This window comes from Vibrio sp. HENC-03, from assembly GCF_000305755.2.
GTDB lineage: Bacteria > Pseudomonadota > Gammaproteobacteria > Enterobacterales > Vibrionaceae > Vibrio > Vibrio owensii.
In genome coordinates this window covers 584,935-598,905 of the sequence record NZ_JH976124.1, presented here as the reverse complement: position 1 = coordinate 598,905, position 13,971 = coordinate 584,935, and the positions used below count along the sequence as shown (strand labels likewise).

Annotated in this window: 12 protein-coding genes; 6 read left to right on the top strand and 6 right to left on the bottom strand. The window is 46.2% G+C overall.

Going from position 1 to position 13,971, the window contains the following annotated elements; genetic code table 11:
- Positions 1 to 81 precede the first annotated feature (81 nt).
- Both VCHENC03_RS09790 and VCHENC03_RS09795 read right to left on the bottom strand, forming a co-directional pair.
- Positions 82 to 327 carry a DUF3297 family protein gene (locus tag VCHENC03_RS09790; RefSeq protein WP_005448935.1) on the bottom strand — a complete coding sequence of 82 codons (246 nt, stop codon included), beginning with the start codon at positions 325 to 327 and terminating at the stop codon, positions 82 to 84.
- A gap of 96 nt (positions 328 to 423) precedes the next feature.
- Complete coding sequence (locus tag VCHENC03_RS09795) at positions 424 to 1,326, bottom strand: LysR family transcriptional regulator (RefSeq protein ID WP_009706607.1); 903 nt, start codon at positions 1,324 to 1,326, stop codon at positions 424 to 426.
- 105 nt (positions 1,327 to 1,431) lie between these two features.
- On the opposite strand from VCHENC03_RS09795, the gene VCHENC03_RS09800 reads away from it, so the two are divergent.
- The 6 genes from VCHENC03_RS09800 to VCHENC03_RS09825 all read left to right on the top strand — a co-directional run bounded on the left by VCHENC03_RS09800 (position 1,432) and on the right by VCHENC03_RS09825 (position 7,565).
- On the top strand, positions 1,432 to 2,379 hold the full coding sequence (locus VCHENC03_RS09800) for an ankyrin repeat domain-containing protein (protein ID WP_009706606.1): 948 nt from the start codon (positions 1,432 to 1,434) through the stop codon (positions 2,377 to 2,379).
- Entirely contained in the window at positions 2,379 to 3,047 is a 669-nt protein-coding gene (locus VCHENC03_RS09805; protein ID WP_009706605.1) for an NAD(P)H-dependent oxidoreductase, read from the top strand. The genes VCHENC03_RS09800 and VCHENC03_RS09805 overlap by 1 nt, the downstream gene beginning before the upstream one ends.
- A gap of 50 nt (positions 3,048 to 3,097) precedes the next feature.
- On the top strand, positions 3,098 to 3,400 hold the full coding sequence (locus tag VCHENC03_RS09810; protein WP_009706604.1) for a hypothetical protein: 303 nt from the start codon (positions 3,098 to 3,100) through the stop codon (positions 3,398 to 3,400).
- A gap of 178 nt (positions 3,401 to 3,578) precedes the next feature.
- Complete coding sequence (locus tag VCHENC03_RS09815; protein ID WP_009706603.1) at positions 3,579 to 4,544, top strand: aldo/keto reductase; 966 nt, start codon at positions 3,579 to 3,581, stop codon at positions 4,542 to 4,544.
- A 219-nt stretch (positions 4,545 to 4,763) separates the two neighbouring features.
- Complete coding sequence (locus VCHENC03_RS09820) at positions 4,764 to 6,530, top strand: ArnT family glycosyltransferase (RefSeq protein WP_009706602.1); 1,767 nt, start codon at positions 4,764 to 4,766, stop codon at positions 6,528 to 6,530.
- 30 nt (positions 6,531 to 6,560) lie between these two features.
- Complete coding sequence (locus VCHENC03_RS09825; protein WP_009706601.1) at positions 6,561 to 7,565, top strand: glycosyltransferase family 2 protein; 1,005 nt, start codon at positions 6,561 to 6,563, stop codon at positions 7,563 to 7,565.
- Between the two features lie 20 nt (positions 7,566 to 7,585).
- Here VCHENC03_RS09825 and VCHENC03_RS09830 read toward each other — a convergent pair whose 3' ends face one another.
- The 4 genes from VCHENC03_RS09830 to VCHENC03_RS09845 form a co-directional block, all read right to left on the bottom strand.
- Positions 7,586 to 8,455, bottom strand: a complete 870-nt coding sequence (locus tag VCHENC03_RS09830) for a hypothetical protein (RefSeq protein ID WP_009706600.1) — start codon at positions 8,453 to 8,455, stop codon at positions 7,586 to 7,588.
- Positions 8,448 to 9,089, bottom strand: coding sequence for a class I SAM-dependent methyltransferase (locus VCHENC03_RS09835; protein WP_009706599.1), 642 nt, complete (start codon positions 9,087 to 9,089; stop codon positions 8,448 to 8,450). The genes VCHENC03_RS09830 and VCHENC03_RS09835 overlap by 8 nt, the downstream gene beginning before the upstream one ends.
- A 207-nt stretch (positions 9,090 to 9,296) precedes the next feature.
- A complete protein-coding gene (locus tag VCHENC03_RS09840) occupies positions 9,297 to 12,416 on the bottom strand; it encodes a PKD domain-containing protein (RefSeq protein WP_009706598.1) in 3,120 nt (1,039 codons plus the stop codon).
- Positions 12,417 to 12,994: 578 nt separating this feature from the next.
- A complete protein-coding gene (locus VCHENC03_RS09845; RefSeq protein WP_009706597.1) occupies positions 12,995 to 13,900 on the bottom strand; it encodes a LysR family transcriptional regulator in 906 nt (301 codons plus the stop codon).
- Between the last annotated feature and the right edge of the window lie 71 nt (positions 13,901 to 13,971).

Sequence of the window (13,971 nt, the reverse complement as noted above, 5' to 3'; positions counted from 1 at the left end):
ATTAAATGAGGAAGGGATATGACAGGCATTAAAAAAGCCCGAGTCAGACTCGAGCTTTCAAATACATTCAGCGTGGTCAGCTTACACGTAGTACGCTTCAACTTCGCCTTTAAGTTTGATAAGCATTGGGTTACCGAAACGGTCTTTTGCTTTAGGAGAAGCAATTTTTACCCAACCTTCGCTGATGCAGTATTCTTCTACGTCAGTACGCTCTTTGCCGTTAAAACGGATACCGATTTGGTGATCGAAACATTCTTTGATGAAGAATGGGCTACGTGGGTTACCCGCTAGGCGATCTGGTAGAGCTGGTTTAGCTGTATCTGTCATTTTGTGTGACCTTGAAGTCCGTAAAAAAAGTGCGCCATTGTAGTCAGTGCAAGGCGAGTGTTCAAGGATTCTCATCGCGTTTAATGACATCCTTCCTTAGGCAACACGGTGTATGTTTTCGATCAAGTAGTCAATAAGCAAACGAACTCGATTAGGTAAGTACTGCCTTGAAGAATAATAGACCCAAATGGTGGCAGGTTCTCCCCAATAAGGCTGCAAGATAGGGACGATGGTCTGCTGGCGCAATTCCTCTTTAAATAACCAGCTGCCTAGCATGGTGATCCCTGCTCCCGCCAGCGCGGCTTGTTTTGCTGCGGCGAAGTTATTCATGATCAGCTTACCACTGGGCTCATAGAGCTTTGCGTTGCCCCCTTCGTTGATTCGCCAGTAATGGAAACGTCCAGTTGTGAGTGATCGAATAGGTAAACACTTGTGGTGGCTTAACGCCTCTATGCTCTTTGGCTCTCCGTACTTTTGCAAATAATCTGGAGAGGCATAGATACCGACATCTTGAGTTAACAAAGGACGAGCAATCAAGCGTGAATCTTGGTTTATGGCTGTGCCGATACCGAGGTCAAAACCATGCTCAACCAAATCAACATTCCTATCATCAAAATGCAGCTCACAGGTCACGTCTGGGTAGATTTCCATGAATTCGATTACCAGCGGCAAGATATGTTCTCGCCCTATTGAGCTTGCGGGTAGATTCACTTTTACCGTTCCGCCGGAACTTTGCTCAGTATCGGAAAGCTGTGTAATGGTGCTTTGAATCGCTTCCAAAGAAGGGGTTAACTCATCGAAAAGTTGTTGGCCTGTTTGCGTCAAACTCAATGAGTGAGATGAGCGAAAAAACAGTTTCACTTGCCACTCTTCTTCGAGCTTGGTGATCGCTTTACTGACCGCCGGTGCGGAGATCCCCAGCGCTCGGGCTGCTTTGGCAAAGCTGCCGTTTTTTGCGACTTGAATGAAGATAGGAAGTTGGGATGGAAGTGATTTCATTAACTTTTACTCATCTTAAAAGTAACCATTTGCAATCTACAGGTTAATGAAATTTTGTTCAATACTATCCCCATTGAAGCAAAGCGCAGCAGCAACGGGGTCATCATGAACTTACCAGCATTACACCAAAGCATTGTCGATAGTCACTATGAGCAGTTTGTTGGATTGATTGAGCAGGGTGCAGACGTAAACCAACTCGATCCTGTGATGGGAAACGCACCACTGCATATTGCTGCTCAACAAAGCTCAACGCAGTGGGTAAGCAAGTTGTTGGAATCGGGCGCGTTTATCAATCTTCAAACACCAAAGCATGGTGTGACACCTTTGATGGTGGCGGTTTGGCATCGTCAACCTGACATAGTGAAAGTGCTGCTCGCGCAACCTGATGTGAACACCGAGATTGTCTCTACCTTCGGAGCAAAAGCTGCCCAACTCGTCGACTTTGGCGCGAGCCGAGGTGATGTTTTTGGTCAGCAACAAGCCAAAGACATGGGGGACATATTTGCCGACTACCAACGAACATTCGCAGCTAAACAAGCCCAGTTGTCTGCTTATCAAGTAGTGACAGACGTGCAATCTAGCGATGAGCAAATGGTAGCGGCGCTTGACGCTTTGCAAGATTGGTCGACACTCAATGTAGCATCACCAGTCAATGCGTCGGGAAATGACGAGCACACGGCAGTAATGGTTGCCGCACGTGATGGCCATACCCAAAGCTTACGTATATTGATGGAAAAAGGGGGGGACCAAACCATTCCCGATCATTACATGAAGGCGATCCCACTGCATAAAGCCGCCTACAACGGTCGTGCTGATGTGATTCGAGTGTTGGCTAACTACGCTGGATTTCACGAAACGTTAAACGCACAGGGGCCAAATAACGGCTACACCCCTTTGCATGACGCGGTTTGGCACGGACACACTGATGCGGCGAAAGCCCTTATTGAAGCGGGAGCAGAGTTGGCATTAAAAGGCTTTGACGGCAAAACACCACTCGAGCTCGCGAAAGAATACCACTACGCCGAGATTGTTGAATTATTGGAGAACAAATAATGAATGTACTTGTTGTTTATTGGCACCCAGAACCGAAGAGCTTTAACGGCGCAATGTTCCAAACGGCAATTGAAGCGTTAGAAGGTGCAGGGCATAAGGTCAAAACATCGGACTTACACGCGATGAACTTTGATCCTGTTTCGGGTCGCCATAACTTCACGACGACCAACGATCCGGAGTTCTTCAAACAGCAGTTAGAAGAGATGTACGCGACCGATAATGATGGCTTCGCACCCGAGATTGAGGCTGAACTTCAAAAGCTCGAATGGTGTGATCTGGTGATCTTCCAATTCCCACTTTGGTGGTTTGGGATGCCAGCTATGCTCAAAGGTTGGGTGGATCGCGTGTTTGCAATGGGGCGCACCTATGGCGGCGGTCGCTTCTATGAAAATGGCGTTTATAGAGGCAAAAAAGCCATGGTCAGTGTCACCATGGGTGGCCCAGAAGAGCTGTATGTTAAAGATGGTTGGAATGGTGATTTAGATGCGATTCTTCGCCCAATTCATCGTGGTGTGTTTGAGTTCAATGGTTTCTCGGTGCTTGAGCCGCATAAGGTATTTGGCCCAGCAAGAAAAACGGAAGACGAACGCAAAGCTGAGTTAGACAATTATGCGCAGCGACTCACGTCTATCTTTGAAGAACCTTCGATCAAGATTGGTCAGTACTAAATCCTTCTGCACACGGAAGTCGGCTTTTTCAACTTAGTTGGGAGTCCACTATGAACTCAGAAAAAACACATCAAACCCTGATCATGTGGGGGGCGAATAAGAACCAAATCGCCAAGATTTTACCAAGTGATATGGATGAACAAGAAGCGCTGCAACGTGAGCAGCATATCTTGGCAATTGAAGAGTGTTTGCAGCTACTTTTTCGTCAACCAGAAGCGCGCAAAACCTTTATGAACAGCGCAAGCAAAGGCGTGTTCTTTGAAGGTAGAAAGCCACTAGAAGTCATCGCATCTGGCAGTCTTGACGACTTAGCAGAAGCACACAGAATCATTCGTAGTATGTTGTGTATCTAATCTGACCTGAAGGTTTGTATTATCGCTGTGCAATAAAGTACAAATCTTCAGGCAACAATCTTCAATCCTCCTTCTCCATGCGTTGCTAATCTTATTACCAAGCAATCGGGGCGACTCGAAACACACACAAATCGCGTTTTGTTGCTGAGGTCAGCAGCAAGAGAATTGGAGAAGAATCATGTCAAATAGCAACTTTGCAGCAATCAAACAAATCGGTTACGGCGCAATGGGTCTTGAGGGTTATTACGGTGAGAGTGATGACGCAGTGGCGGTGCAAACTCTGGTTCATGCTATTGAGCAAGGCATGATGATTGACACGGCTGACGCTTACGGTGCAGGGCACAACGAAGATTTGATCAAAAAAGCCATTGCACAAACCAATCAAAAAGCGTTTATTGCGACCAAATTTGGCATCGTGTTTGAAGAAGGCCAAACAGGCAGCACGCTAGATACCGGTTGGGGATTTCCTTTAACCATCAATGGTACAAAAGAGTATGTTGCTCGTGCGATTGATAACAGTCTAGAGCGTTTGGGTGTGGAACAAATTGACCTACTTTACGCACACTACCTAGATCCACAAATTCCGCTTGAAGAAACGGTCGCTGCAATGGCAGACGCTGTGAAAGCGGGGAAAGTAAAAGCGATTGGTCTTTCTAACGTTACAGCGGAGCAAGTGTTGCGCGCTAATGAAATCCACCCAATTTCGGCGGTGCAATATGAATACTCACTGTTCCGTCGTGAAGCGGAAACGGACATCCTACCTGCGGTAAACCAAATCGGTGCAGCACTGGTTTGTTGGTCGCCACTTGGTGCTGGTTTTCTGACTGGTCAGGTCAAAGAGTTGGACGAAAATGATTTTCGCAACAACAACCCAAAAATGCAGGGCGATAACTTCACAAGCAATTTAGCGCGCTTAGAAGAGATCAAGAACATTGCTGCTGAGTATGACATCACTCCAGCACAACTTGCTTTGGCATGGTTGGTCGCGCAAGGCGATAACATCATCCCAATTCCGGGTAGTCGTAAAACCTCTCGCATTGATGAAAACTTGGGTGCTCTAAACGTCACTTTGAGCCAAGAAACCCTTGCGAAGCTTGATGAAATTGCTCCGATTGGCGCTTTCAAAGGCGCGACACTGGTTTAAGTCTTTTACTGTGTCCCGCATTTATCCCATCACTTGCTTGAACGAGTGATGGGCTTTTTGTTTTTTGTCTCCTAGACAACAATTCCGCACAACTGATGGGTAAGAACTATACTGACTACGAGTTTGTTCAAATTGTTCAAGCACAAAGAGTCTTAAAGGAAAACAGAGTCTTACGCCAAGGCTATGGATGACAAGTAGGTTAACAAGGAAAGTGTGCCTATGGAAACAACCGAGCAGATAGATAAGTACAGTCAGTCAGGAGCCAAGGTTTTGCCTCGTTCCGCACTTATATTGGGGGCGCTGCTTTTTACCGCTGTGGTCGCTCGTTTTTATGTGGCATTCCGCTACGAAGTCAATTGGGATGAATTTTATTACCTTTCTTTTGTACACCAATTGATTAACGGTGAGGCAATCAATAGCTTTCAAACCTTTCATATCCACTTCTTCACTTGGCTACAGCATGTCTCTAGCAATGAAGTCGATCAAATCATTGCCGCTAGATTAGTTATGATCGCCTTTCAGTTGGGAACAGGGCTGTGCATTTATAAGCTTTGCCGACTTCAGTGCAGTGTCTCGGGGGCTTTGTTTGCGGTACTTGCTTACTTTGCTTTCTCATTCAACGTCCGAATGGGGGCGAGCTTTAGAACGGATCCTATAGCGACCTTCCTCGTCATGATCTCTTTGTTCTATGTCTTTCGGGACCAGCTTACTTGGCGCGCTTCGGTTGTCTGTGGAGTGCTTACCGCCGTCGCTTTACTCATCACACTTAAGACTTCTTTGTATATTCCCACCTTTTTAATGACGGTGTTGGTTTGTTTTTATTGGACACAAGATCGCGTGGGATACGCCAAGCAAATTTTGATTTATGGTTGTTCGATATTGGTGTCATTTGCGATTCTCTACAGTTGGCATTATTTCACCATTAGTGGTTTGAGTAGTGGAGCAGACGCGGGCTCTATGTTGAGTGCCGCGGATAAAACCATGAATCAAAGAGAGTTCTTTCCACGATGGTTTTATTTCCAGCATTCATTGGTGACGGACTTTGGATATTGGATAGCTTTACTGCTCGGTATCGCCTTCGCGGTCTTCTCTTGCTTTAATCAAGTTCAAATCAACCGTACTGCGTCTCTGAAGTTACTGAGTTTGGTACTCTTGCTCGGCACTTTGTTGTTGTATCGAAACGCCTTTCCTTATTACTACGCTTTTATGTTAGCGCCGGTGTGTGTGTTGTTCGCCTTCGCATGGGATGGGGTACAGCATTATCTAAGTGATAAAGCCAGCCGCTTTTTCTCCATTATTATTCCGAGCCTATTTGCCGTTTCCATTGTGGTAAATGGTTTTATTTTTCCGACGAAAAGTACGCTGGATTATCAACGTAGCTTTATCGAAGAAATTCATAAGATCTTTCCTCAACCTGTTGCCTACATTGATCGCTGCTCCATGATTTCCAGCTATTCAAAGCAGGGCTTCTTTATGAGTACTTGGGGCTATGAGGATTATCAGGCAAGAGGCATCCCTGTGATTCAATCCGCGATAGAAAATGCGAATCCCGTGTTTGTCGTGGTCAATACGCACTATTTAGATGTGCTTGGTGTAAATGCACTTAACGTTAATCAATCTAAAGAAGACGAACATAGCAGCTCGGAATCAAAAGATTGGTTACTCGAGCAAGATAGTGAGGCGCTGAAGTCGAATTACATTCATCACTGGCAAGATCTCTTTGTTGCCGGAAAAGTGCTGCATTTTACTCAGGAAGATGAGCTGCAAGTGATTCAAATTCACATTGAAGGTGAATACACCCTTGAGGGAGAGCTCAATATTTTGCTCGATGGCCAAATATGGAAAAGGGACCAAGTTCGTTATCTATCGAAAGGTTCATACCAAGTAAGTTCGCCATCCGCTGGCGAGGTAGTGATGCGCTGGGGTGATCATTTATACCGACCAGAGAATGTTTCCCAATCAAAAGCGTTGTTCACAGGGTTCTGACCCTCGCTCTAATGGAAAGAAGGTGATTTGATGAAGCTGATAGTCCAGATACCTTGCTATAACGAAGCGGATAACATTGCCGCGGTTATCCATACCATACCGCGAGAGATTGAAGGTATTGATAAGGTGGAAATTCTTATCATTGATGACGGTTCGACAGATGGTACTGCAGAGGTTGCCAAAGCGTTGGGTGTCGATCACATAGTGATTAACCACAGTAACAAAGGGCTAGCGCACACCTTTCGTAAAGGGCTGGAAGAATGTTTACGCCAGCACGCGGACATCATCGTGAATACCGATGGTGACAACCAATACAACGGGGAAGATATTGCGTTGTTGGTCAAGCCCATCTTAGAGCAGCAAGCTGAGATTGTGGTTGGCGATCGCGGTGGATACAGCAATAAACACTTTTCTTTTTTTAAGCGTTGTTTGCAAGTGTTTGGCAGCTTTGTGATTGCTAAAGCAACCGCATTACCAGTCAGTGATGCGGTGAGTGGCTTTCGTGCTATTAGTCGAAGTGCAGCGCAGCAAATCAATATCGTCTCGGACTTCAGCTACACCATAGAGATGCTGATTCAGGCCAGCGCCAAGCGTTTAAATGTGGTTTCTGTCCCGATTCGAACCAATGAGAAGACTCGAGAGTCTCGCCTATTTAAGAGTATTCCTCAGTTCTTAAAGATGTCGATATCGACGTTAGTGCGTGTCTACACCATGTATCGACCATTGCAGGTGTTCCTGTTTATCGGTCTTGTGGCCATGGTTTGTGGTGTGATTCCTATTATGCGCTTCTTGTACTTTTTCTTTCATGGGGCGGGCGATGGTCATGTGCAGTCTTTGGTGCTTGGCTCAACGTTATTGATTCTAGGTTTCATCACGCTATTAATGGGGTTAGTTGCTGATTTAATCGGTTTCAACCGGAAGCTGACGGAAAAGGTATTGCACCGACTTGAAGTCTTGGAAGAGAAGCTAGAAAAGCAAGATCAGCCCAAAGAGACAAGCGAATTCGAACAACGGAGAAAGCGCTCGGGAGAGTAGTCTGAGTAAGGGGATAAACGTTAATTGGTCGAAATTTTGTGTCGTGGCCGATAGAAAGAAGCGATAGCAAAGAAAAGCAGATCACCAAAAACAGTGATGATGCGTGAAAGCAGCACGGCGAGTAATAGTGTTTCTTGATGCGCTGTCGTACCCAATAAAACAAGCAATACGGCTTCTCTCACCCCCAGCCCCGCTGGAGCGCCGGGCGTAAGAAAACCGACGAGCCAAGCGATAACAAAATAAGCAATGAGTAGGCTCCATTGTCCAGCCCCATCATGAGCAGATAGGCTCAAATACACAGCAGAGAATAAGCTACCGGACAACGTAAAAAAGATCAGGTACAACCCAAACGCTTTCACACAGTTGATGCTCGATATTCGCAGCAAAATTCCGGATATGACGGTATTTAGAGTGAAAAAAGACACAACACTGAGCCATGTTAGGCTAGGGAAGTAATAAGTGATAAGAAAGGTGCTGAAGGTACTCGCCGTCGCTATCATTAGCCCGACTTCCCAAGCTGAGGACTTCAATAAGGTATGGTTGTTGATGCCTTGTTCCACACCTATTATTTGCCGATTGGCGAATTGAAAGACATTGCCCGGCAAGTATTTGGCGAGTTGGGAAATACCGAACACCCAAATCACGGAGTCACGCTTTAGCTGAGAACCTAAACCAGACAACAAGAGCCCCCACGCTCGGGCTAAAAGTAAGTTACCGAACGCATAAAGTAAGATGCATAAAGCCGCAATGAAGTAGGTTTGAGAAGAGAGGGAATTTACATTTATTTGCTGAGAATAATCAGTGATTTTCGCAAGTACGAACGCGATGGCAAAAACAGTAATTAGCCTACCGAGCCATCTCAAGATGAGTTTTATTTTTCCCTTATTCATGTTCGACTCGTTGGCAGAGTACCATTGTCCAAGGAATAGGGGATCGTACTTCAAGAATCTCGAAATGTTGGGACAGCAGTGCTTTGAACGTCCGTTTTGACCAATGCTGAATATGTCCTGGCGTATTACCACCATCTTGCAGGTATTTTCCTCTCGCCATATTCAGCACTCGCCACAGTGGCTCTCGCGGGACACTGAAAATATAGTGGGAGGCGTTAAGTTGTTGGAGTGCGAAGAGTGCTTGTTCTGGGTGCTCTAAATGTTCAAGTACTTCACAGCAAACAATCATCTCAGCAGAGTCATGCGCTGCCTCAACGTCATAAACACTCTTCTGTTCAAATAGGCTTTCTTTTAGGTGACTAGACAGAGCGTTTTCTTTCGCGAGTTGAATGACTTGATGAGAGAAGTCACTGCCCTTGGCATCAATACCTTGCTGCTGCCATTTGAGTACCCATACTCCCTCCCCACAGCCTACTTCGTGTATTGATTGTGGTGCTATTTTGTTGACCAGTTCCGTTAAGTTACGGTCGAAGCCTTGCATCAACCTCCGAGCAATAGGGTTTTGGGTATTGTACTTGTCGTAGTAGTTGCCAACGGGGATGCCTTGTTCTTCAATGCCTTTTGAAATCTTCATCCTTTGCCTTTCTGAATATTAAGCATGCCTTAAGACGGCCTAGTAAAAGCATTAGCTTACAAGGCGTTACACGGCTTCTTATTAGTCTAGAACAGAATGGCAGATTTAGAGTGGTCACGTAGCGCTGGAGAACAAAAAAAGATACCGCCTATCAAGACGGTATCGGATGTTATGAATTTGGATGGTTAATGCTGATTAATCAGCCTGTTACGAGCAGCTGTCAATCAATGTCCAGCCTGAGTATGGGTCAGCAGGAGTGAGAGTCGAGTCTGTCCAACGGTCGGCTTCATACAAGCTGCCTTGGTAGGTCACTTGTTCGCCCGGTTGGTACTGTCTTTGCTCGAACTCTGGGATGTCGGCACAAATGCCATCACCGCCACCGCTGTTATCACCAATGACTTTCAATGAAGTTGAATCTGAGGTATTTAGCTCGCCATCAGAAACCTGCAATGAAATCGTGAAGGTGAGGTCTGGGTCTGTGACCGGAGCCGTTACCACTAACTTGTCGCTATTGGTGTCGCCGACAACTGTCAGGTCAGAAGGAACCTCCCATTGATAGCTAATCACATCGCCATCCGGATCAGAAGCGTTAGCGGTGATGGTTACGCTTTCGCCACTGTTTACCTGATAGTTCGGAGACAGTGAAACGCTTGGTGGATTATTATCGACTGGTGGCTTATCGCCGCCGTCACCACCCCAAATTGAGCCGTCACAATCGTTGCCAACCAAACACGTTGGGTTTTGCGCGTAAGCGTCGACTTTGTTGTCTAGCCAGCCGTTGTCCGTGCCGTTTGAGCCTATGGTAACTACCGCCGTAGTTGAGCCACCACCCCACAAAAGGGCAAATACGTTGCTTTTCGGTAGGTCTTGCATAGCCACATGAGACCAGTCGTAGCCCGCATCTTTTTCTAACAATTCTCGAACGTTACTCGCACCGTTGTAAGTGGTTGGATTGAGCTGCTTGTCGAGTAGGCCAGTACGTACGTTATTGATGTCCGTTCCGATGCGCGCATCACCCATAAAGTAAGAGCCGCCAGACGCCTCATGTTCAACGTTGATCAGTGTATTGCCTTCATCTTGAGTCGGCATGTGACCTCCTGGGATTTGCCAAATCATGGCCGGAGACTCAACGCCATCACTGATGGTTTTCACATACGATAGATAACGCGTCCAGCTGGTGGCGTTGTACGCGTAGTTCGCGATCGCTTCTGAGCCGAAACCGTCGCGCTCATATTTGTCGAACACAATGTAATCTGGTTGGTAAGTGCCAGTGTAAACATCCAACGAGTTTACGAAGTTCGCCACTTCTTGGCCTTTGTCAGCTGATTGGTCGTCGGTCTGGTGAATCCAGTTGGCTGAGCCTACCGCCCACAAGTTGATTTGCCAGCCGTAAGTTACGTCTTCTGCCAACCCATTCATGATGAAGTTGAGTGACGCAATGTAGCCTTTCAGTGTGTTCTCGAATTGAGGCACGGCCACTGGCGGTTGATAACCGTAAGTCGTCTTCATGTAATCCAACGCACGTGCCAGTTGGTCATTCACATTGACCGCGCCCGCTTGGTTTAGATCGTCCACATGGCTTGGATTTTTCTGTAGTTCACCTAAGAAGTCAGGGTTAAGTACAAACGACATTGGCGAGCTGCCATCACCAGCCGCGTACTCTTGCGCCGCAATAGCTTGAGTAATGAAGGTCGCGTAATGTTTGTAGAGCAATTCATCATCGACTAAGTCTGTCCAGCTTGCACCACCACTTGCGTTTGCGGTGTAAACCACCATCACTGGTAGTACGTGATGGCCTGAAAGCTCTGAAGCGCTTTGTGCGTTCGCGTAGGTTCTATGCAGCGGAAGCTCGTCTTTCGGCAAGATCACGCCCGGATCACCAGAACCACTCAAGCCAGCGTATTTGAAGATGGCATTGACCTTGGTTGCACCGATGTCATTGGTGGTCTGTTCGCTGTCGTTCGTCACTGTGCCGTTGGCTACGTAGTCTGGGAAGCCTTTGACTGCAAGGCTCATCGCTTCGCGAAATGGCAGCGTCAGTAACAACGGAGCATCGCTTTGCGTGACAGAAACAGAGTCATCACCGTCGTAGGCGTAACGCGTGTCTCCAGCAAACACCGAATCGATTTGGATATCGTACTCACCCGGCTTAACGTCGTCAGGTAAGGTGAATGGCGAGCTAGTCATCTCGTAGCTGTAGCGGCTAGATCCATCTTTCGCAACAAGGTTGAGCACAATTGGCATCGCTTCTTGAGGTAAGTCGACAATGCTTGCTTGAACGGTAGTGAAGTCGTCACTGGCGATAGGTGTTTCAACAATATTGGTGCTGATTTCTGTCGCCTTGTCTTTATTGACCAAGATATCGAGGTTGTCGCTCGGTTGGTAAAGCACGTTATTCACCGTAATAGGTGAGTAGGAGAGATCGTATTTGTGGTTATCAAGCAACTTGCTGATGTCGATCTCGCCGCCAAATGGCACCACTAGGCTGCGTTCAACGTCTTGCGTGCCTGCCGCTTTCACGGTGGCATCTGTGGTTAGGTTTGCCGTAATGCCGTCCAGTGCAGGCATGGTGAGCGAGATGGTCGCGTAGTAGATAAACGCATCGTACTGCACGGAGACACTAGGCTGTGTTGCATCGCTATCCACAGTCACGGTTGAGGTTGGCGAGGAGGCGTGGGCAATCCCCATTTCGCTCGCTACATCTTGCGCGGTGACTTGATACTCGCCATCTTGGAGGTGCTCTAGAACGAAGCTGCTTCCCCACGGCACAGACACGGTCTCACTGTAGTTTTCACCCTCGACCAAAATCGAGGCTGCGGCTAGGCTGGCGTGTGGTGCACTTGGTGCCTGTAAGGTGATCTTGCCTTGAAGCGCAGGATCATTCTTGATGATCACCTTCTCGACATGCACGTCGTTTCCATCGATGTAATCACCATTGGTAGCATTGAGACCAAAGAAGATTTGAGCCGTTTGGCCATCGTTTAGAATTTGTGACGTGCTGTCATGAGTAAAGACAAACGTATTGGGAGCAGGGCTGCTGACATTAAAAGGTGCGCCCCATGAACTATTCACCGTCGCGTCTTTGTCTGAGGTAACCCAAATCTCTGCGTCCGCCAAGTCTAATTGCTGACCTGAGATATTCTTCAAATCGACCTGCGCTTGTGAGTACCACTGGTCAACCTGTGGCACGCTTATCGTGGCAGAGACTGACTCGCTTTGAGCGGCCGTTATGATGTTTTCTTGTGTTGCGCCGAGTGCAGAGGTGGCCATGATTGGGGAACCCATGAGCACCGCGGTTACCATCAAACTGATTGTTGTTCTCTTCATTGTTGAATCCTCATCACTTGCTTTAAAAAGCTAAGTGACTGTCCTTGTTGATTTTCTATTCGTGGGGGATTTCCGGCGAGGACTTCAAACACTAAGCAAACGTCACAAAGAGAGGGAAGCCCCTTGATCTAACCACTGCCGAAATCACTCATATTTTTTGCTTACATCCAGTTACAAATGAAAAGAAACAACTCAAAATTTGAAGGCCGATTCAGAAAAAAATCACCATATGCACTTAGGTTTATAAATTGAGCTAATTTATTGGTTGGGATGAATATTGGTGTCAATTATTGGTGGTTAGAGTATTTGCTTGGTTAATGCTTTTGGTTGGGTGGGAGAGCATTGTTGGGGCGAATAAAATGAATTGCTAATACGATGAGAAAAGTGGATCTTGAGCCCAAAAATAAGCTGGTACAGAGTCAGAATAAGCGGGATAAAGTGATAAATTGGATGGCGATTTTGGTGTTCAAAACGGCCATCCAAGACGTAAAAATCAAGAGCAAAATCGCCTTGAAAGGATTAAGCGCGATAAAACTTGCTGTCGTTGAAAACGTCACGATCACGCGGATCGTTCCAGCTTATAACATTGCTTGTATGTTTGTACTTTCAGCAATGGTGTGTGAAATAAATTCATCGACGATGCGACTTTTGTTGTGTTTACGGAAATAGACCGTCAAAGGAAGTTGAATATCGATTTGATTAATTGGTTTGCAAACGCAACTATCGTCGGCAATGAACTTGATGCATCGAGGAGCGATAGAAATACCTAATCCAGAAGAGATTGTTGTTACCAGGTGGCGCATATTCATCGGATTTCCAACCACATTTGGAGCAAAACCGTTCTCTCTGCAAACTCGAATTATCCTTTCATAGACACCCAGCCACTCATTGCGATGAAACAGATGAAGATTTTCATTGTGGAGGTCATCGATATTGATGTTTTCGTTCGAAGCGAGAGCGTGATTTCGGGGGAGCAATGCTATCAAAGTATCTTCGTAGACAAGAGAAGAAGAAAAATAACTTTCGTCTAGATGATGGCTCTCACGACTAAAAACGATATCGACTTTATTATCAACCATGGCTTCAACTTGCTCGGCGGGTGTCATTTCATACAGACGCAATTGGGAACTCGAATGCTTCACTCGAAAGCGGTTAATCAGATCCGGAAGGAAAAAAGTACAAGCCGTAGCAAGATAACCGATCTTAATCTCCTGATGTTCATCAGAATCTACTTGTTTAATTACAGACTTTACTCGTTGATCATTTTCGATGATGTGTAGGGCTTCTGGCAGTAATCTTTCTCCTGATGGAGTCAGATCTACTTGATGGGTCGTACGATCAAACAGTTTTGTTTGCAGTTCATTTTCCAGATCAGAAATATGACGAGATACAGTGGGTTGTACCGTGTGAAGTTCTCGAGCGGCTGCAGTGAAGTTCTTTAAACGCGCAACTGTAACAAAGGTAGTGAGTGTTTTGAGATCCATCGGGTGCCTATTTTTTGTTTGTATTATTGTTATACATTAATACTATTTCCAACTTTCTTTAAGTCCGTTTA